Source organism: Endozoicomonas sp. ALD068 (assembly GCF_049310145.1).
Classification (GTDB): domain Bacteria; phylum Pseudomonadota; class Gammaproteobacteria; order Pseudomonadales; family Endozoicomonadaceae; genus Endozoicomonas_A.
This window is the reverse complement of record NZ_JBLYNU010000004.1, coordinates 23323-42596: the sequence shown is the minus strand read 5'-3', so window position 1 is coordinate 42596 and position 19274 is coordinate 23323. Positions and strand designations below refer to the sequence as shown.

Genomic DNA, 19274 nt, shown 5'->3' with positions numbered 1-19274 from the left:
ACAATCCGAACCCCGTCTTTCGATTTCCGGTTACTGGCAAGCATTCGGGAAAAATTGCAGGCTATTGTAATGGGTAATGACAAATAGGTAAATCTGCCCACTCATCGCACTATTTCGCAGTGGAGTCGACCAGCCGCCTATTCAACGAAAGGCTCTCAGCGTTTTCTGACGACAATACTGCCAATAGAGTAACCCGCTCCGAAAGAACAGATAACACCACAACTACCCGCTTCCAGATCTGCTGAATACTTATGGAAAGCAATGATTGATCCTGCAGAACTGGTGTTAGCGTACTCATCCAAAATAACCGGCGCTTCTGCCGGAGTCGCTTCACGGCCTAATACCCTGCGTGAAATCAGCTGATTCATGCTCAGGTTCGCCTGGTGTAGCCAAAGACGAGAGAGTTTCTCAGACGTCAGTCTCAACTCATCCAGGTGACTTGAAATGATCTCTGCCACTTTAGGACAGACCTCCTTGAAAACCTTGCGACCGTTTTGCACAAACAGCTTATCGGGTTGTCCAATACCGGACTCATCAGCACGATTCAGGAACCCAAAATTATTACGGATATTATTGGAAAACTGAGTCCAGGCTCTGGTACCCAGAATTTCAAAGCCTTTCTCATTACTGGCAACACTTTCCGCTTCAACTACAACAGCTGTCGAAGCATCTCCGAAAATAAAGTGGCTGTCCCGATCACGGAAATTCAAATGAGCAGAAGTGATCTCGGGACTGATCACCAGAACCCTCTGCGCATTACCGGACAGAATGGCATCCGTTGCCGCTTTGATACCAAAAGTCGCAGAAGAACAGGCCACATTCATATCGTAGGCGTAGCCAGATGCTCCCAAGTAGTACTGCACCTCAACGGCAATGGCAGGATAAGCCCTTTGGAGGTTGGAGCAAGCCACAATGACCAGGTCGACCTCTTCCGGCCTCACTCGTGCCTGGGAAAGCGCATCTCTGGCAGCATGTAATGCCATTTCACACTGAACGGAGATTTCTTCGTTATCCCGCTCGGGAAGTCGGGGTACCATACGACCAGGATCAAGAACACCTTCACGATCCATGACATAACGACTTTTAATGCCCGAAGCTTTTTCTATAAAGGCACTGTTACTCAATGGCAGGGGGTCTTTTTCACCGGCAGCGATTGCCTGCTGGTGTTTGTCATTCTCTTTCTGAGCCCAGGTATTGTAGCTCGTGACCAGCTCATCATTGCTGATAGAACTGGTCGGGGTGTATAGCCCCGTTCCTGTGATAATTGCAGCGACAGCCATGCTTGTTCCGATCACCTTATCTTGACGTGCTCCGTGATCCTATATCATGCACCATGGTAATAAAACCTTAAAATTTCACCCCGGATATCATTGTACGTCAGCCACATTGAAGACTGAACGGGTGGAGACTCTCCTGCGACTCCTGCCTTTGCTGGAGCATTGGAACGAGTTACAGGAGACAAACACATTGACTCTGACAATAAGCCAGTTAGCCGGTATTACGCATACCTGCAGCAATACCAACAACAGTAATCATCAAGGCCTGTTCCAGATTTTCACAAACCTTCCCTTCTTCTGAATGTCGAACGCGGTAGAGTAACTCTGCCTGAAGCACATTCAGAGGGTCAGTATATGGATTACGCAAAGCGATAGCCTGCTTATTCTGAGGATGGTTAGACATCAACTCTTCCCCGCTTTTAAGCTCCAGCAGTGCCTGAACTGCAGTTTTCAGCTGCTCTCGCAGACTTTCTCCCAGATGCTGTAGCTCGGTCGGTACCAACCGCTCTTCATAGTATTTAGCCAGATTCGAATCGGTCTTCATAAAGACCATCTCCAGCATTTCCAGCCGCGCCTTAAAGAAGGGCCATTGACTGATCATCTCTTCCAGAGTTTCTTTCTGGCCGTTTTCCAAAGCATTTCTTAAGGCGGCACCACACCCAAGCCAGGTGGGCAGCATGAGACGAATCTGGGTCCAGGCGAATATCCATGGAATCGCCCGCAGACTTTCCACGCCACCATTGGGCTTGCGCTTTGCAGGTCTTGAACCCAGGGGTAACTTGGCCAATTCCTGTTCTGGCGTCACCGCACGAAAATAGGGAACAAAATCAGGCTCATCCCGGACCATACCCCGGTATATTTGCAGGGAATCTCTGGCCAGCTGATCCATCATATCCCGCCAGCTTTGCTCTGGCACAGGCGGGGGCAGCAGGGTTGCTTCCAGCGTGGCGCTTGCGTAGAGCATCAGGCTGTTAATGGCCACATCAGGGAAACCAAACTTGAAACGGATCATTTCTCCCTGTTCAGTGACTCGCAGATTATTGTTCACCGAGCCCGGTGGCTGGGAGAGAATCGCCGCATGGGCAGGGCCACCACCACGACCGATGGTACCACCACGACCGTGGAACAGTGTCAGCCCGACATTATTTTTACGACAGACCTCCGTCACCTCTTCCATGGCCCGATACTGAGCCCAGGCTGCTGCCATCCAGCCAGCATCCTTGGCAGAGTCGGAATAACCGATCATCACCATCTGACCGCCATGGCAATAACCACGATACCAGGGCAATGACAATAGAGAGCTGATACACTCACTGGCACCATCCAGCGCGTCAAGTGTTTCAAACAGAGGAGCAATAGGCATTGCAAAGCCAACGCCACACTCTTTCAGCAACAGCGCTACAGACAAGACATCGGATGGTTTGTAGGCCATGGAAATGACATATGCGCCTAATGCCTGCTGACCTTCTCTGGCAATAGCACGACAGGTGGCAAGGACTTCAGCGACATCTTCGGAAGGCTGCCATTCTACCGGAATCATGGGCCTGGGATTCTGCAGCTCTTTCAGTAAAAAGGTCTGCTTTTCCTGTTCATCCCAGCTCTGGTAATCACCAATCCCCAGAGCTCTGGTTAACTCACTGATCGCCTGAGTATGTCGGCTCGCTTCCTGACGAATATCCAAACGTATCAGGGTGAGACCAAAGCTGTGAGCACGACGGATCATGTCCAATAGCGGACCATCGGCAATGACGCCCAGACCCACTTCATGCAAGGAGTGGTAGCAAAGCTCCAGAGGCTCAACAAGATCTTTATGCTCCAGAAGCACTTCAGAAGAACGGGATTTGTCGACCAGTGCATATTCGCACCAGGTTCGGGCCTCTCTGAGACGCTCTCTGAGCTGTCTGAGAACGACCCGATAGGGCTCTCGACAATCCCCCAGTTTCTGCTTCATTTCTTCACTGCATTCCGTCATGGAGAGCTCTCCAATCAGGGGGTTCAGATCCCTGAGGTACAAATCCGCAGCCATCCAGCGACTCAATAAAAGCACTTCCCGGGTCACCTCAGCGGTGACGAATGGATTTCCATCCCGGTCTCCTCCCATCCAGGAAGAAAAGCGCACCGGTACAGCATCCAGTGGCAGACCAATATCGGTATGTTCCCTGAGCCGCTCATCTATAGCACGAACAAAATCAGGCACCGCATTCCATAGAGAGTGCTCGATGGTGGCAAATCCACCCTTGGCTTCATCAACAGGTGATGGTCGCTTCATCCTGAATTCATAAGTGTGCCAGGCCTGAGCTATCAATTGACGAAGCCGGTCTTCAAGACGGGCTCGCTCCCTGAAGCTCAGACGGCTGCTTTCCAGCTTGCTGAGACACTCAAAAATCGATTCATGTTTCTGGATCAGGGTTCTGCGGGAAACTTCGGTGGGGTGAGCGGTCAGTACCAGCTCCATATCAAGGCTGGCAACACTGTCTGCGATTTGCTCCTGGCTGAACCCCTGATTTCTGAGCCTCGCCATCAGCTCATCAAAGTGATCCGGAACACAGAACGTTTCGCCATGGCTAACAGCAATACTGTCATATTGTTCGGCCAGGTTAGCCAGATTAAGAAAATGACTGAACGCCCGTGTAACGGGCACCAGGTCGTCATCAGAAAGGTTTTTCAGTTGATCCAGTAAAACTTCCCGATCATCCTCACTGCCTGCTCTTGCAGCCTTGGAAAGCTGACGAATGCTTTCAATACGATTGAAAAAAACCTCGCCATGATGTTCCTTTATAGTCTGACCCAACAGTGTTCCCAGCAGGTTCACGTTGCGACGCAAATTCGCCTTACTGTCTGTCATAGATTTAACTTCCCGGGTTTCTACCGTGAAATTGCTTTCACTCTGGCACTTTGTTCATGGCTAAAAGCACGACCACCTTGTTCTGATGCAGGAATACCGGAAACTTTTGAACCAAAGTACCGTTTTCATCCCTCATTTTGATGACGTACAACTTCGAGAATTACTGAGCCTATACCATAAAATCCGAATAAAAAAGCCTTCACAAACACGCACCAAGACGCACAAACAAGTACAGGACACACAAAACATGGACATGCTCGATTTCAGAAGGATTTCGAAGAAAAAAAACTGCCCGGCCACGGAAAAGCTATCGCAGAAACAGCTATTATTTCTGGCGTATCCCCATAGATCTTGTAATATGTTTATCTCATGATGAATGAGGTAGATTTACTTGCTTTCAAGAGGTATCAGCATGAAAGAAAAAGACCCCTTTGAGTGCAACACCTGCAATACGGTAGAGGTCGGTACCCTGATCCGCGACGATGATACCTGGGTTACTGTGGAAATTCGTGGTGACAAGGCAGTTTCTGCCCAGGAAAAGTTCAACAAGATAGAGCAGCGAGCTCTTTCAGTCGGATCAGGCAACTGCAAGATTCAGTCAGAAACCATTCAGGAAAACGGTATCACGGTGATCAAGGCGATGCTCGACTTTGACTGTACTGCAGAAAAGCTGATCTTTGAAATGTCTCTGCGATAACAGCTCCCAGTTTACGGATTTGCGTTCAATCAACATTCATGCTCCCGACGCCGAGCTGTCTTTCTGGCCAGATCTGATCACACAACAAGATTGTGAATCCTATTACCAGCAACTTCTGTCTGGCACCCGGTGGCGTCAGGATACAATCACAATTTTCGGAAAAACATTGGATTTACCTCGATTACAAGCCTGGTATGCTGATGAGGGAATGACTTACAGCTACTCTGGCCTGACACTCACTCCAGAGCCATGGACACCGGTGTTGCTGGCGATAAAAAAAGTGGTCGAACACACCTGTCACTCTTCATTCAACTCGGTTCTGCTCAACCTGTATCGTGATGGCAATGACAGTAACGGCTGGCATTCTGACGATGAGGCAGAACTTGGAGAACAGCCTGTTATTGCCTCACTGAGTCTGGGCCAGGAAAGACGTTTTCGACTGAAACACAAAGAGGCCAGTTCAAGGGGTATCCAACCCTTGTCACTGGATTTAACTTCTGGCTCACTACTGGTGATGTCAGGCTCAACCCAGCGCTGCTGGCAGCATTGTCTTCCCAAAACATCCAGAACCGTTTTACCCCGTATCAATCTCACTTTCAGGAATGTCATTTATGGCCCGAGCCAAATGCCCGCGCTGTGAGCGTCCTCTTCGATTCTGCATTTGCCAGCATTTACAACCCGAGCAGGCCTGCTGTGAACTACTGATCCTGCAGCACCCCGATGAGGTCAAACATCCGCTGAATACCGCCCGGATCGCCAGACTGGGCATTGAGAACTGCAAGGTTCTCGCAGGAGAGGACTTCTCCGAAAACCCACACCTCAAGATCCTTCTGGAGAACAAAAAAAGCTGCTTACTTTTTCCGGGCGAAGAGGCTTTCCAACCTTCTGAATATCAGAAAATCCATGGCCTGCCTGATGTTTGTATTCTGCTGGACGGTACCTGGAGAAAAGCCAGAAAGATACTTCATCTCAACCCTCAACTTCGGTCTCTGCCACGGATATCCCTGCCAGAAAATCTGGAGTCCCGCTACCGAATTCGCAAATCCCCTCATCAATCAGCCCTTTCTACTATTGAGGCTACGGTATGTCTTATGCGAGAGTTTTCAGGAGACCCAATGGTTCACCAAAACTGCCTGGACAGCTTCCAGACCATGATCGACCGACAGATCCTGGCCATGGGGCGAGATGTCTACGAAAAAAATTATAGAAACCGATCGAAATGAACTACTTTGATTAGGCGCTACGCTGATTTGGGTCCCGATTAGCGTCCCAGTGATATTAATTAGGGACTGGGCTTTTTTTCAGTATGCGAATAACATGGGTCCGAGGCTTTTTTGCTTTATGTTTGCTATCAATGAATCGGCCGAAGCAATACGAAGTAATGGAATAGCAACATTCGTAACCTTGTGCATTTCCACAGCAACCAGAGACAGAGTGCAAAATAATAATGACTGACGCCTCCCTGAAAACCTCTTCCCGCTGGCTCTGGGTGTACCTTCTGATTCTGTTCGCCATTCTGATCCGGCTCCTCTCCCTTGGCCTATATCCTCTGATGGATACTTCAGAAGCCCGATACGGTGAGATCGTCAGACTGATGGTCGAGACCAATGACTGGATCATTCCATATTTTGATTATGGTGTCCCGTTCCTCGGTAAACCACCCATGTTTATCTGGCTTTCAGCCATAAGCTTCAAGTTATTCGGAATCAATGAATTTGCCGCCCGCTTACCTTCTCTGGTTTGTAGTCTGGGCACCCTGGCATTGGTCTGGAAGCTGGCCCATTTTCAAATGGGGGTACAAAAGGCAAAAATTTCGGTACTGTTCCTGGTCACCTCCGCCATGTTTCTCGTTCTTTCCGGTGCCCTGCTGGCCGACCCGGTCATGACCCTGACGACCACTCTGATACTCGGCAGTTTCTGGATGGGCTGGCAGAGTCACAACGAATCTGAAGCACTTCGGTGGCAATATTTGTTTTTTGCCGGTTGCGGCCTGGCACTGCTGGCAAAAGGGCTCGCTGCAGTGGTTCTGGCGGGTGGTCCGATTTTCTTATGGTGCCTTCCTAAAGGCAGATTGATAACGCTGTGGCATAAATTTCCCTGGATCAAAGGCACTATTCTGTCAGCGGCCATTGCCCTTCCCTGGTATATCAGCGCCGAGATACGCAACCCCGGTCTTCTGGAATACATGTTTATTGGCGAACATTTTTCCCGCTATCTGGATTCCGGCTGGCAGGGTGATGAATACGGCAATGCCCATGTCCACGCTCTGGGAGCCATCTGGGGCTACCTGCTGGCTGGAGGCTTTCCCTGGACATTCGTGTTACTCGGAGTTGCCATCAGACAACTCTGGAAATTCTGGCAAAAGAAGCCCACTCTCAAGTTAACTGAATGGGATTATTTCCTGCTCTGCTGGCTGTTGTTTCTGCCCCTGTTTTTCACTTTCACTACCAATCTGATCTGGACTTACACGCTCCCTGTGATGCCTGCCCTGGCAATGATTATTGCACGACTGTTCGGGGAGAGCTGGTCCAACCACTCTGGTAAGCTTATCACTCTGGCAACCCTGACACCTCTGTTGATGATTGCTACTATCATGGTCATGATGAACGACGGTGGTAAAAAATCACAAAAGTACCTGATCGCCAACATGATGACACACCCTAATGAACAGCCTGGTCGCCTTATTTACTTTATGAAGCGTCCGTTCTCGGCTCGCTTTTATTCCCAGGGTCAGGCCCTGCTGGCCTCCAGTGAAGAGGAGATCTTCGATCAATTACACAGGGATCGCAGGGACTTTCTGGCCACTCGCGACGGCAACATCAATAAGCTGTCTGCCCCGCTGAAAGATCGCTTCGAAAAAGTATCCAAATACAGAAACTGGACCCTCTGGGTTGAGAAAAAATAATACCTTGTGAAGAGTGCTGAATTATACCAATCGTGCTTTCTAACTCCCATGGGGAGTTAGAAAGCACGATTGGTATTACTTCCATTTAATATTACAGCCGATACTGGGACTCTGATTCTCTGCTACTCGCTCTCCCGCCAGCACTGAGTCCATGGCAGACTTTAAATCAGCCCCGGTCACAGGCTTGTCATTACCAGGACGAGAGTGATCAAACTGACCACGATAGACACACCTCAGTTCGGCATCAAAGAGAAAAAAATCAGGTGTACAGGCCGCATCGTAGGCTTTCGCCACCGACTGACTTTCATCATACAGATAGGGAAACGGATAAGATTTTAATGCCATCTTGTCAGGAGCATCCTCGGGATAGGTCCTGGCATCATTAGCACTGATAGCCACTATGCCAAGATCTCGATCAGCATAATCCTTACCCAACTCTACCAGCGCATCTTCAATGTGAATCACATAAGGGCAGTGATTACAGATAAACATCACCAGAACGCCCTTCTCCTTTCTTACTTCCTGCAGGGAGACGGACTGTCCTGATGAAGGATCAGGCAATTTAAAATCAGGGGCAGACGAGCCCAGTTCAACCATATTCGACGGGGTCAGTGCCATTCCGGTATTCTCCAGCTTATATCCCACTACAGGTGCTAATCCATTGTGGGAGTTGTCGGGAACAGAAAACTGCTGCTACATTGGAAGTTCGAAAATCAAATTATGTCACTTATGGGCAGGCATACCTCTTTTAATAAAGACAAGGCGCTGGATAACGCACTTGCTCTCTTCTGGTCTCGGGGATTCTCGGCTTCTTCGCTCAGACAGCTGGAAGAAGCTACCGATCTGCACCCTGGGAGCCTGTATCATCATTTTAAAAACAAAGAAGGCTTATACCTGCACGTCTTAAAGTACTACATTGAACACTACCTGCAGTTAAGAATCCAAAAGTATCTCGGTTCAGGGCCTCCCCTTGAAGGTTTACGCCGATTTTTGACAGCAGGCTATCGTCATCCCCGCAACGTGCAATACCAGAACTGCTGCTTTCTGGCCTGTACCAGTACAGAGCTGCACCTATTGCCAGATCAGGCTGCTGAGCTGGTCAGACAGGCTGTGAACACGATCCAACAGGCATTAATGGCCCAGATACTCAGGGGGACTGAAAAAAACCTGATTGCCCCCTGCCTGAGCAGCGCGGAAGCAGCCAGAGAGCTCACCAGCTTCTTTCTGGGCCTTCAGTTAATGGCCAGAATCAGCCCCAATCAGCATCAGTTAGATTTGCTGGTAAAGCACAGTCTTGAGCATATTCTGAATCCCAAAACATGATTGGGAAGAAGGTACCATTATGGCAATGAACAACCAAAGTGGCGCAACGAGAACAGCAAAAAGTTCAACCAGAAAAAACCTGAAGCACCCGGCTTCAGGTTTTTTTACTATGAACGCTTATTTATACAAGTCATCGTCATCATAGTCTTCATATAAGTTTGCTGCTCCTTGTGGCACTCCTGCTGCTCCAGATGACACTGATGCAGAGGGGGGTGTATCCCGAAAACGGAATTCAGTTCCGGCCTGACTTGACCGCTTGTGAAAATCTTCATAACGGCGAATTTCTCCATCCCCGACACTGCGCCTCGCTGTGCGCATGGCTTTCTCAAAATGACTGCGCGTTAACATGCAACTCTCAAGGGACTCGTCAACGTCCATTGCATCACTTTGAGCTCTCAGCGAGCTACGACTGCTAATGTATTCCCTGACAGCATGTTGTATTGCAGACTGGCAGATTTCGTTAATATCGGCTCCGGAGAAACCCTTGGTTACGTCAGCCAGCTGCTTTAACTGAACATCACCCTCTATCGGGGTGTTACGCAGGACAGCTTCGAAAATATGCAATCGGCTTTCATGATCTGGCAGTGGAATGTAGATATGCTTGTCGAAACGGCCTGGTCGCATAAGAGCTTTGTCAAGAATATCGGGTCTGTTGGTGGCGGCGATGATATAAATGTTATTCCGTTCAGCTATACCATCAATCTCGATTAACAGTTGGTTCAGGACGCGATCGCTTGCGCCATTGGCGTCACCTAATGAAGATCCCCTGGAGGACGCCAGAGAATCAATTTCATCAAAAAACAGGATGCAGGGTGCTGCCTGCCTGGCTTTGTCAAAAAGGTCACGTACATTATGCTCTGATTCGCCAAACCACATAGTCAACAACTCTGGCCCTCTTATGGCAATGAAGTTAGCCTGGCAATCGTTAGCCAAGGCTTTGGCTAACTGTGTTTTGCCACAACCAGGGGGACCATAGAGAAGTACACCCCGTGCCAGTTTCTGACCAAAATGCTTCAGCAGCTCGGGCCATTGAAGGGGGTAGCGTACCATTTCCAGCAATTCATTTTTGACATCCTTCATGCCGCCTATGTCTTCCCAGGTCACATTGGGTATCTCGACAAAGGTTTCTCTGAGAGCTGACGGGTTGGAGGATTTGAGAGCCTTTTCAAAATGAGCCTGGGTGATTTCCAGACTATCTAACAACTCGGCATCAACGTTCTGTTCATCATCGAGGGTGCTAATGTCTATTTTTTCCCTTATACAAAGCATTGCGGCATTGGTGATAAGCTGCGTGATGTCAGCGCCGGTGAACCCATGGCAGACTTTTGCAATCTTTTCCAAATCCACGTCGTCGGACAGTTTTTTGTCTCTGGTATGAACCTGAAGGATTTCCAGGCGACCGGTTTCGTCAGGAACGCCGATATGAATCTCTTTATCAAAGCGGCCAAAACGACGCAGTGCCTGATCAATCGAATTGACTCTGTTAGTGGCGGCCAGAATCATAACCTGCCGCCTGGACTGCAAACCGTCCATAAGGGTAAGCAACTGACCGACAACGCGCCGCTCTACTTCACCCGGGGTTTTGTCACGCTTTGGGGCTATCGAATCAATTTCATCGATAAAAATAATGGCAGGGCTGTTTTTTTCAGCTTCTTCAAAAGCCCTTCTCAGATTGGATTCTGACTCACCTGCCACTTTGCCCATTATCTCCGGGCCGTTAATCAGAAAGAGGAAGGCGCCACTCTCGTTGGCAACAGCCCGGGCAATCAGTGTTTTTCCATTCCCCGGTGGTCCACTTAGTAGTATTCCTTTTGGAGGACTGACATTCAGGGTATTGAAAAGTTGTGGGTATCGCATTGGCAGCTCAATAATTTCCCGTATCGTTTGAATCTGTGGTCTGAGCCCACCAATATCATCATAACCAACATCCGCAATTGAAGACGGATCCTGCCGCTCGACGGGTTCGCCTTCACAGTGAACAGTTGTGTCCTGGGCAACTATACACCCACCTTCCGGGTCTGTCTCCATCACCCGGAAATGAACGGTTCGCAAGCCAGCACTTATAGGGATAACGTCGTTTTTACTGACAGGTCGGTACGCCTCTAGAAAAAATGGCTTCAAAAACACATCAAACAAGTTGCCGGTTATACCTTCAAGGCTATCTTTTATTGGCAATATACCCACTCGTTTACCATAGGGCAGCATAGGGAGGTGGGAGACTTTGACGATATCGCCTAACCTCACCTTAAGGTTGTTACGGACTGCCCTGTGCATCCTGATACAGCCAGATGGCTGATTTGCATCCGATATAGCAACAGCTATAGTGGTTTTTCTTACTTTGCCGGTTAGCAGGACAGAGTCTCCACGATAAATTTGTAACCCAGCCATTTCATCTTCTGACATTGTAACTACGGAGTACTCATCACTGGGACTCTCATCAACCAAAAGCCGTCTGGAAATTGCCTTACGTGCTGGAGCCGAGGCAGGAGCGGGCGGGGCAGGAAACTGCTGTTCCGACATGCTTCCCTCGCCAGGGTCTCCGCCGCCATGAGGGGACTGGCTGACGGGCCCCGGAGATCTTTCTGCTGGCTCCTCAGGTAAATTTTCGAGAGGTTCGCAGGGAGGAGATGCTCCTGGACCCCGTGGCACTTTACGAATTCGCCAGTGCCACTGATGCCAGCCACCTCCGGCAGCCAGTCTGGGGCCAAAATACTCTGGATAAAGGTATTCAAGCCAGCTCTGGAAGTGCATTGATAGTAGCCGCTGGTATTCTTCCTTACTGATGTAATGAACCTGTTTGTTCTCATCCAGCCTGTAAAAGACGTTACCATTATGATCAACCGCTCTGGTGGCCGCTACCTGTCCACTGGCCGGAATCAGTGCTGGATTCTGGTCACTCCAGGGGGGTGTATCTTCGAATAATGGGGCAATAGTTTCTGACAGGTCCAGAATCCATCCACTTCCATCATCCAGGCCCCAGCTCAGACAGGGTTCATCATCGCAATTCCCGGGAATAAGATTGATTGTCGTTTTAGTATCCCGTGTTATGCCACCTATTGAGCCAGGAGGCCCGGGCAGGAAATCGCCATTTTGACCGGGAACAGGTTGTCCCGGCTTCCATTGTAAACTCGTGTCAGGGACTGATATGTGGACTGGCACACCTTCATCACCGACCTTCACCTGTGTCTGTTCAGGGTAGGGTTCTGGCCTGCTTTTGCCGGGTAAAAGCCAGGTCCATTGATCCGGGTCTCTCCGGTCGGGGGCCAATGTCATATCCAGCTCCCCTGGCAACGGCAGGCAGCCCGACTTGTAAGCAAGGAGGGGGTCTTCAGGCTCGATGCAAAAGGATGGTTCAGTCCCGGCTTTCTGATGGGTGCCAGAATGAGAAAAACGATTGAAGTAGGTATGGTATGCAAGAGGGAGTAAGAGGATAGGCAGTGAAATACCGGATGGATTATAAATGCCCGGAGCGGTACTGGCATACCCCGTCGACACGAGTGTCCCGCTCTGCCCGGAAAAGGTTTTGACAGGTGTCACCAGAAACGAAATGCCAAGAAATATTAGCGGCAATTTGATATCGATGCCGCTCAGATGAAGGTTGTCTGATCGCCGGGAGATAGTGAACACGGACAGAATAAAATAGAACATAACCTATTACTTATATCATCCTGTGTAGGGCTCAGGCCCACTGACTGGCCTTTGCCGTTTGTACAAGGCTCTATATATAGCACCGCACTGGCTGGCGTGCCATGAACAGAGATGGCGGTAATCAATATTTGTTTGAAATAGTTAATACAAGACTGATGTCGCTTGCTATGAATTACCCCGACGAGCCAAGGAATTAGCTCACTTCGGATAGCTATTTTACGAAACTGCAGCACGCCAAAATCGAGGGACAACTCATCTCCTTAAAATCAGCTCTGACAGTTTTACCATTAACAGGGTGAAAACGAAGGGTTTCTTGTGTATGTTTTGCCATAGCAGGCTCCGGTTTGCTTCTTCCGAAGCTTACTTTTGTTCGAACCTGCTCTAAGAAATTTTTGGGTTAGACGATCCTCACTGCGTTCAAGACTATTAACTTATGGCCATACAACAAATCATTGTCCACCAGCTGAAACAGGTCCCCGACAGTGACTCCCTGACTGCTGTTCCGGCAAATCACAGCCTGCCCCCCACTCCGGCCCTGGAAGCCATGCTGGACGACCTGATGCAAACTTACAACAAGAAACAGGACAAACAGTATGGCCAGTTCAACCCCGATGCCGAAAGCCCTTTCCCAACTGAACTGGGTGATTACCTGGCAGAAAAGATGGACTTTACAGCCCTGACCCGCAATACCCTGAACCAGCTTCTGGAAAAGCTCGATCAGGCCGGAGCACTGGGTGGGGGCTACCTGCTGTTTGCTGATTATCAGCAGGGCCTGACCCGATACTTCATGCTCTGCATGCTAACCAGTAATGTCAGCATAACCGTGACAGATGATCTTGCTATTCAGGATGTAGCCTATCTGGATACAGCCAGAATGCCACTGGCCTGCCGCATTAATATCACCGAATGGCAGGGTAACGAGAACAGTGGTCGTTATCTCTCATTCCTGCGTCCCCGCGGTGGCCGCCGTCTGAGCGATGTATTTCAGGAAGCTCTGGGCTGCAATGAAACCAGTAACAGCAAGGAAGAAGCTGACACACTGGTCAGTGCTGTAAAGGAGTACGCCAGGGAAGCGCCTTCTCTGGAAAATCACAAGGAAGTCAGCCGACAGGTCTACGACTTCTGCCAAACCAAAATGGATGATGGCGATGCCCTGACCCTGGATGAACTTACCGGCTATCTGAGTGAAGCGGGCTCCGATGATTTTGCCCGCTTCGTCAACACCCGCGACTACGACATGAGTCAACCTATGGCTCCGGAAAAACGCACTCTAACCAAACTGGTTAAGTATACCGGTCGCAGCAAAGGTCTTAACATTGCCTTTGATGCCGAGCTGCTCGGTACCCAGGTGGTGTACAACAAAGATCTGAATCAGCTCGTGATCAAGGAAGTTCCTGCCAAGCTCAAGGAACAGCTGGAAGGCAATAACTGACATCACAGTCGTATTTGCATGCTCTCATAAGCATTGACAGGTCTTCCAGTATGGCTGTTCACTGTCTTTGAGGGCTACAAATGTCGATAAGCTGCTTCTGGATTGTCAGGTTAAGTGACAGCCGGGATATCCGATACATAAGGGATGATTTAACTGTTTCCGGACCCCGCAATGTCTAAAGCTCAATTACTGACCACACTGCTTTTCCTTCTGACTTTTATGAACCAGGCTATGTCCTCAGAGTCGGCTGCCAAAAACAACAACCTGACCCCAGAGCACCTTTTGAAGCAGGAGTTATTGCTGAATCAGCTGATCGAAAATATTCACTTGCTCCAGATCGATTTTCTCAACAAGGACGCCAGAATGAAAATGCAGGACAATCTGGCTCTGCTGAACCAGAGCATCCCGGCCTTGCCGGAAAAGTCCAACGATCAGGAAACTTCGAAGTTGCTATCATCGACCCTGAGTCTATGGCCTATCATTAGCCGACACGCCGCCTGGATGGCTGATTTGCCCGCTCACTCCCGTCCCCCTGAGGCCACTACACTGCTTCTGGCCTTGGCCAGACTGGATAGAAAGTTATTGCTTCTCAGACAAGAAATCCTGACCAGCAAACCACACAAAAATGAAAAGCTCGATTTTCTTGAGCAGGCATTACTCATGCAACGCCTGTCCCGTCACTATCTCAGCCTGACTCTTTCCGAGTTAAATGAAGACAAGAGCGCTTCCGGTCGGCTTCAGCTGCAAACACTGGCTCGACATTTCGAACAGAAGTTGTCCAGGCTGGGTCAAGAATACGGCGACCACGCCCATGCGGCCAAACCGATCAAACAAGCTCAGGTGACATGGAATTTCATCAAGGTGGGATTAGAGCAATTTCCGGATAAACCGATTCCTGAAATGATCGCTCGCTATGGCAGCAGCGTCGTCAAACGCATGACTTCTGCACACAAGATGTTCTGACCTGCAAAAATATATCCGCTTCCCCCCACGGGAAGCGAGCAGAAAAGCGTTCACTCTGTTCAAAAATACCCGGTATGGGGCAATAATCCTGGAGCGGATAGCTGACAGAAATCACTTTACTCCCGGGTTTAAGGGCCAGCATTCTCAGCGTCAGGCATCGAATAGTGAGATCATCCAGATTGGATGCATAAAGATAAACGACCGTCGCCCCCGAAAGATCCGCCTCCAGATAATCCCCCTCAATAACGGTTAGTTTATCCAGCTTCATTCTACCACTGAGACGCCGGAGTCTCAGACAAAACGTGGGAATCTGCTCAATCGATGTCACTCGAACACCTGCAAAAGCAGCCATCCAGAGAGAGGTAAAACCGCTGCCTGCACCCAATTCAAAAACGTGGTCCCGGGACGTTAATCCAGACTTTTCACAGATATCATCAAGCACTGTTAAAGGTGTTTCACCGTAAAGATATAAATCATCTGACTTTTTCTTAATCAGGAAACGCTTACTGACCTGAAAAGGGCTGTCCAGCAGGTATCGAAGCTTCAACCCAAGATAGGCTTTGAGGAATGTGCGATGGGATGAGAAACGACGAAATACCCTGTATAGTTCGACCCACTCGAAATATTGAACTTTTAACGCCAATAAAAACAGTTTCACCCGCTGCGCCCAGTTTTCATACCGTTTAAACTAGATTGATCGAGAGCTTGAGCCCAGTCAACCGTGATTGATTGGTTAATTAGTACACAAGTTCAAATTATTTTAGGCTTTTCTCAGTCAAATTCAGGTTATCTATTGGCAGATTGACTGCTTAAATAGCATACTCTAATGTGCTGACCGAGGATACGGAGTGGCAAATGGAAAAAATCCAGACCCGTCTATACCCTGAAGATCAGGCCAAAGTTGACCGTTTTATCAGCACTGGGACCAATGCGACAGAGCGCAGCCGCTTCAGACCCTTAAAGCTGATGTTCTGGCTGAGCTTTTTGATTGTCATACTTGGTGTTCTCAGCCGTCTGATAGGCGTTTTTATCCTGGGCTGAGTCAGCCTGAATAGCTGTAGGGTGTGTTCTCAATCAGTTTTCCGCTCTTTCTAACCATAAAGCCAAGAAGAGAGCTGGGGATTTCAGACTGATTCAAAACACTCCTTTATAAAAATAGAGAGAATGAAGTGACTGACCAGCTGCATAAAATAGTAATTGTTGGAGGAGGTGCCGGAGGGCTCGGATTAGCCACCAAACTGGGAAAAAAACTGGGCAAGAAGAAGAAAGCCCGAATTACCCTGGTGGATGTTCGAAAAACGCATTTCTGGAAACCCCTTTTGCATGAAGTGGCCGCAGGCTCCCTGAATGCTTTTGAAGATGAGCTGAGCTATTTGGCTCAGGCCAAATGGAATCATTTCCACTTTCTACCCGGAAGAATGTGCGGTCTGGACCGGGATAATAAAACCATTACCCTCGCTCCTATTAACGACGAAGCCGGACAAGAGGTCGTTCCCGAGCGCAGCTTGGAGTACGATGACCTGGTCATCTGTTTGGGCAGCACCGCCAACGACTTTAATACACCAGGTGCAGTGGATCACTGCCTGTTTCTGGACAACCGGGAACAAGCAGAAAGAGTACATACAACGCTTCTGAATCATTACCTTCATGCCCAGGCTTCCCATGAGAAATCACCTGAGTTAAACATCGCCATCATTGGTGCCGGAGCGACAGGTGTGGAACTGGCAGCAGAACTTCACTACGCAGCCATAGAACTGGCCCGATATGGCCTGGACGCGATTCAGCCAAACAAAGTAAACATCACTGTCATAGAAGGCAGCGAACGAATACTGCCTGCCCTGCCCGTTCGTATCAGCAGCAGTGTTCACAAACAGCTGCAGAAAATGGGGATTGTTATACAAACCCATCAGCTGGTCAGTGAAATTACTGACAAAGGCCTGAATACAAAAAGCGGTGACTTTATCAACTCCGATCTCAGTATCTGGGCCGCAGGCATCAAAGCGCCAGCATTCCTGAAAGACATCGCCGGCCTTGAAACCAATCGAATTAACCAGCTAGTGGTCAGACCCACCCTGCAATCTACATTGGATGATCACATTTACGCACTGGGTGACTGCGCCAGCTGCACACTGACAAACAGTAACGGCGAACCGTTCACTATACCTCCAAGAGCCCAGGCTGCTCACCAGCAGGCTGAGTTGCTGACCAAGAGCCTGACAGGAAAAGTTCTGGAGGGTGAGGCACCTTTAACCTTTACCTACAAAGACTACGGTTCTCTGATCTCTCTGAGTCGTTTCAGTGCCGTAGGTAATTTGATGGGAACCATCACAGGCGGCGATATGATGGTGGAAGGCAGGATGGCCAAGATGTTTTATATCAGCCTCTACCGAATGCATCAGGTAGCGCTGTTTGGACGATTGAGGACTGGAGCCCTGATTATCAAAGACTTTATCGGGAAAACGACACGCCCCCATCTAAAGCTGCATTGATTTATTTTTAGCATGCAAAAAACAAAAAGCCGGTTCTTTGAACCGGCTTTTTGTTGATTTGGTGGGTCGTGTAGGATTCGAACCTACGACCAATTGGTTAAAAGCCAACTGCTCTACCAACTGAGCTAACGACCCTTGATGCTTAATGAACACGCAGTTCAGGAAACAAACTCTTGCTTGAGAGTGAGAATATGGCTCCCCGAGCTGGACTCGAACCAGCGACCCAATGATTAACAGTCATTTGCTCTACCAACTGAGCTATCGGGGAATAAAAGTGGTGGGTCGTGTAGGATTCGAACCTACGACCAATTGGTTAAAAGCCAACTGCTCTACCAACTGAGCTAACGACCCACTGAACTTTCTGAATACGCAATCCAGAAAGCTAACCCTTGCTAAGGAGTTTAAAATGGCTCCCCGAGCTGGACTCGAACCAGCGACCCAATGATTAACAGTCATTTGCTCTACCAGCTGAGCTATCGGGGAAGAAATTGGTGGGTCGTGTAGGATTCGAACCTACGACCAATTGGTTAAAAGCCAACTGCTCTACCAACTGAGCTAACGACCCAAGCCGTCTATTAAACACGCAGTTCAATAAACATTCAACTCTTCAATCAAAAGTGATTAGAAAGAGCTGGCTCCCCGAGCTGGACTCGAACCAGCGACCCAATGATTAACAGTCATTTGCTCTACCAACTGAGCTATCGGGGAATCGTTGTCGACGATGCTTTGCGTCATCACCTAACGGCAGCGAATATTAATGAGATTTCCGGCTGAGTCAAGTCCTTCTCCTCAGCTTTGTTCAAAAAGTTTCTGAAAAAAAGCACTGGAAATAACTTACTGATCTATAAAACAGGAGCCGAACGCCCGTAAGTTCTGGGCCTGTTCTCTAATACGCACCAACAGAAAAAAAAGCCGCCCGCAGGCGACTTTCTTTTCAATCATCAAATGACGAAGTCTGTAATTACAGGCCTTCAGCACTCTCAGACAGGTACTTGGCAACACCCGCAGGGGACGCGTCCATACCCTTATCACCTTTGCTCCAGCCAGCCGGGCAAACTTCACCGTGCTCTTCGTGGAATTGCAGAGCGTCAACCAGACGGACCAGCTCATCCATGTTACGACCCAGAGGCAGATCGTTAACGATCTGTGAGCGCACAACACCGTCCTTATCAATGAGGAAAGCACCACGGAAAGCGACACCGCCCTCAGACTCAACGTCGTAGGCTTTACAAATGTCGTGAGCCATGTCAGCGGCCAGAGTGTACTTAACAGGACCGATGCCACCTTCACTGACAGGCGTATTACGCCACGCGTTGTGAGTGAAGTGAGAGTCAATGGAAACACCGATAACTTCAACGTTGCGCTCTTTGAACGCATCGATGCGGTGATCCAGAGCGATCAGCTCGGATGGACAAACGAAAGTGAAGTCCAGTGGGTAGAAGAACAGAATACCGAACTTGCCACGAATCGCCTCGGACAGGGTAAACTCTTCAACAATCTCGCCATTGCCCAGGACGGCAGGAACAGTAAAGTCAGGAGCTTTCTTGCCAACCAGTACGCCCATGAATTTAATCTCCAAGGTTAAGTATGTATCACTGCGATCATGCAATCGTTGCAGTCATCGCAATCATTGAAGCGACATCATGATACACCTGATAACGGCCTTAGCCTATAAACCCCTGCACAATTATCTAT

At 49.0% G+C, this 19274-nt stretch carries 15 protein-coding genes and 6 tRNA genes; 9 read left to right on the top strand and 12 right to left on the bottom strand.

The window, feature by feature from the left end; genetic code table 11:
• Positions 1 to 155: 155 nt before the first annotated feature.
• Both ACO6V5_RS00200 and ppc read right to left on the bottom strand, forming a co-directional pair.
• On the bottom strand, positions 156 to 1280 hold the full coding sequence (locus tag ACO6V5_RS00200) for a beta-ketoacyl-ACP synthase III (protein ID WP_422409768.1): 1125 nt from the start codon (positions 1278 to 1280) through the stop codon (positions 156 to 158).
• 208 nt (positions 1281 to 1488) lie between these two features.
• A complete protein-coding gene (gene ppc / locus ACO6V5_RS00195; RefSeq protein WP_422409766.1) occupies positions 1489 to 4122 on the bottom strand; it encodes a phosphoenolpyruvate carboxylase in 2634 nt (877 codons plus the stop codon).
• Between the two features lie 412 nt (positions 4123 to 4534).
• Between ppc and ACO6V5_RS00190 the strand changes: the two genes are divergently transcribed.
• The 4 genes from ACO6V5_RS00190 (at position 4535) to ACO6V5_RS00175 (ending at position 7724) form a co-directional block, all read left to right on the top strand.
• Positions 4535 to 4819, top strand: coding sequence for a DUF406 family protein (locus ACO6V5_RS00190; protein WP_422134923.1), 285 nt, complete (start codon positions 4535 to 4537; stop codon positions 4817 to 4819).
• Positions 4820 to 4838: 19 nt separating this feature from the next.
• A complete protein-coding gene (locus tag ACO6V5_RS00185) occupies positions 4839 to 5459 on the top strand; it encodes an alpha-ketoglutarate-dependent dioxygenase AlkB family protein (protein ID WP_422409764.1) in 621 nt (206 codons plus the stop codon).
• Positions 5431 to 6042, top strand: a complete 612-nt coding sequence (locus ACO6V5_RS00180) for a tRNA-uridine aminocarboxypropyltransferase (RefSeq protein WP_422134925.1) — start codon at positions 5431 to 5433, stop codon at positions 6040 to 6042. The genes ACO6V5_RS00185 and ACO6V5_RS00180 overlap by 29 nt, the downstream gene beginning before the upstream one ends.
• 224 nt (positions 6043 to 6266) lie before the next feature.
• Positions 6267 to 7724, top strand: coding sequence for an ArnT family glycosyltransferase (locus ACO6V5_RS00175; protein ID WP_422409762.1), 1458 nt, complete (start codon positions 6267 to 6269; stop codon positions 7722 to 7724).
• Between the two features lie 75 nt (positions 7725 to 7799).
• Here the strand turns inward: ACO6V5_RS00175 and ACO6V5_RS00170 are convergent, their stop codons facing one another.
• Positions 7800 to 8342 carry a thioredoxin family protein gene (locus ACO6V5_RS00170; RefSeq protein ID WP_422134927.1) on the bottom strand — a complete coding sequence of 181 codons (543 nt, stop codon included), beginning with the start codon at positions 8340 to 8342 and terminating at the stop codon, positions 7800 to 7802.
• Between the two features lie 102 nt (positions 8343 to 8444).
• Here ACO6V5_RS00170 and ACO6V5_RS00165 point away from each other — a divergent pair, with 102 nt between their 5' ends.
• Positions 8445 to 9047, top strand: a complete 603-nt coding sequence (locus ACO6V5_RS00165) for a TetR/AcrR family transcriptional regulator (protein ID WP_422134928.1) — start codon at positions 8445 to 8447, stop codon at positions 9045 to 9047.
• A gap of 117 nt (positions 9048 to 9164) precedes the next feature.
• Here the strand turns inward: ACO6V5_RS00165 and ACO6V5_RS00160 are convergent, their stop codons facing one another.
• Entirely contained in the window at positions 9165 to 12695 is a 3531-nt protein-coding gene (locus tag ACO6V5_RS00160; protein ID WP_422409760.1) for an AAA family ATPase, read from the bottom strand.
• A gap of 433 nt (positions 12696 to 13128) precedes the next feature.
• Here ACO6V5_RS00160 and ACO6V5_RS00155 point away from each other — a divergent pair, with 433 nt between their 5' ends.
• Positions 13129 to 14127: a nucleoid-associated protein gene (locus ACO6V5_RS00155; protein ID WP_422134930.1), complete on the top strand. Its 999-nt coding sequence runs from the start codon at positions 13129 to 13131 to the stop codon at positions 14125 to 14127.
• Positions 14128 to 14298: 171 nt separating this feature from the next.
• Positions 14299 to 15090: a hypothetical protein gene (locus tag ACO6V5_RS00150; protein ID WP_422134931.1), complete on the top strand. Its 792-nt coding sequence runs from the start codon at positions 14299 to 14301 to the stop codon at positions 15088 to 15090.
• Here the strand turns inward: ACO6V5_RS00150 and ACO6V5_RS00145 are convergent.
• Positions 15056 to 15748 (bottom strand): SAM-dependent methyltransferase, encoded by a 693-nt coding sequence (locus tag ACO6V5_RS00145; protein WP_422134932.1) that lies wholly within the window; start codon positions 15746 to 15748, stop codon positions 15056 to 15058. The genes ACO6V5_RS00150 and ACO6V5_RS00145 overlap by 35 nt on opposite strands.
• A 197-nt stretch (positions 15749 to 15945) precedes the next feature.
• Here ACO6V5_RS00145 and ACO6V5_RS00140 point away from each other — a divergent pair, with 197 nt between their 5' ends.
• Together ACO6V5_RS00140 and ACO6V5_RS00135 are read left to right on the top strand one after the other, a co-directional pair.
• Positions 15946 to 16131 carry a DUF3094 family protein gene (locus ACO6V5_RS00140; RefSeq protein WP_422134933.1) on the top strand — a complete coding sequence of 62 codons (186 nt, stop codon included), beginning with the start codon at positions 15946 to 15948 and terminating at the stop codon, positions 16129 to 16131.
• Between the two features lie 128 nt (positions 16132 to 16259).
• Positions 16260 to 17579, top strand: a complete 1320-nt coding sequence (locus ACO6V5_RS00135) for an NAD(P)/FAD-dependent oxidoreductase (protein ID WP_422134934.1) — start codon at positions 16260 to 16262, stop codon at positions 17577 to 17579.
• Between the two features lie 59 nt (positions 17580 to 17638).
• Here the strand turns inward: ACO6V5_RS00135 and ACO6V5_RS00130 are convergent.
• From ACO6V5_RS00130 to ACO6V5_RS00100, 7 genes are all read right to left on the bottom strand, one after another.
• Positions 17639 to 17714, bottom strand: a tRNA-Lys gene (locus tag ACO6V5_RS00130).
• A 57-nt stretch (positions 17715 to 17771) separates the two neighbouring features.
• Positions 17772 to 17847, bottom strand: a tRNA-Asn gene (locus ACO6V5_RS00125).
• Positions 17848 to 17854: 7 nt separating this feature from the next.
• A tRNA-Lys gene (locus ACO6V5_RS00120) sits at positions 17855 to 17930 on the bottom strand.
• A 56-nt stretch (positions 17931 to 17986) separates the two neighbouring features.
• Positions 17987 to 18062: transfer RNA gene (locus ACO6V5_RS00115), tRNA-Asn, on the bottom strand.
• Positions 18063 to 18068: 6 nt separating this feature from the next.
• Positions 18069 to 18144, bottom strand: a tRNA-Lys gene (locus ACO6V5_RS00110).
• A gap of 67 nt (positions 18145 to 18211) precedes the next feature.
• Positions 18212 to 18287, bottom strand: a tRNA-Asn gene (locus tag ACO6V5_RS00105).
• A gap of 253 nt (positions 18288 to 18540) precedes the next feature.
• Positions 18541 to 19143, bottom strand: coding sequence for a peroxiredoxin (locus ACO6V5_RS00100; protein WP_422134992.1), 603 nt, complete (start codon positions 19141 to 19143; stop codon positions 18541 to 18543).
• Positions 19144 to 19274 lie beyond the last annotated feature (131 nt).

What these genes read in the sequence shown, in the direction of transcription:
- ACO6V5_RS00200 (WP_422409768.1), bottom strand. Translation starts at nt 1,280, where the DNA reads ATGGCTGTCGCTGCAATTATCACAGGAACGGGGCTATACACCCCGACC.
- ppc (WP_422409766.1), bottom strand. Translation starts at nt 4,122, where the DNA reads ATGACAGACAGTAAGGCGAATTTGCGTCGCAACGTGAACCTGCTGGGA.
- ACO6V5_RS00190 (WP_422134923.1), top strand. Translation starts at nt 4,535, where the DNA reads ATGAAAGAAAAAGACCCCTTTGAGTGCAACACCTGCAATACGGTAGAG.
- ACO6V5_RS00180 (WP_422134925.1), top strand. Translation starts at nt 5,431, where the DNA reads ATGGCCCGAGCCAAATGCCCGCGCTGTGAGCGTCCTCTTCGATTCTGC.
- ACO6V5_RS00175 (WP_422409762.1), top strand. Translation starts at nt 6,267, where the DNA reads ATGACTGACGCCTCCCTGAAAACCTCTTCCCGCTGGCTCTGGGTGTAC.
- ACO6V5_RS00170 (WP_422134927.1), bottom strand. Translation starts at nt 8,342, where the DNA reads ATGGCACTGACCCCGTCGAATATGGTTGAACTGGGCTCGTCTGCCCCT.
- ACO6V5_RS00165 (WP_422134928.1), top strand. Translation starts at nt 8,445, where the DNA reads ATGTCACTTATGGGCAGGCATACCTCTTTTAATAAAGACAAGGCGCTG.
- ACO6V5_RS00160 (WP_422409760.1), bottom strand. Translation starts at nt 12,695, where the DNA reads ATGTTCTATTTTATTCTGTCCGTGTTCACTATCTCCCGGCGATCAGAC.
- ACO6V5_RS00155 (WP_422134930.1), top strand. Translation starts at nt 13,129, where the DNA reads ATGGCCATACAACAAATCATTGTCCACCAGCTGAAACAGGTCCCCGAC.
- ACO6V5_RS00150 (WP_422134931.1), top strand. Translation starts at nt 14,299, where the DNA reads ATGTCTAAAGCTCAATTACTGACCACACTGCTTTTCCTTCTGACTTTT.
- ACO6V5_RS00140 (WP_422134933.1), top strand. Translation starts at nt 15,946, where the DNA reads ATGGAAAAAATCCAGACCCGTCTATACCCTGAAGATCAGGCCAAAGTT.
- ACO6V5_RS00100 (WP_422134992.1), bottom strand. Translation starts at nt 19,143, where the DNA reads ATGGGCGTACTGGTTGGCAAGAAAGCTCCTGACTTTACTGTTCCTGCC.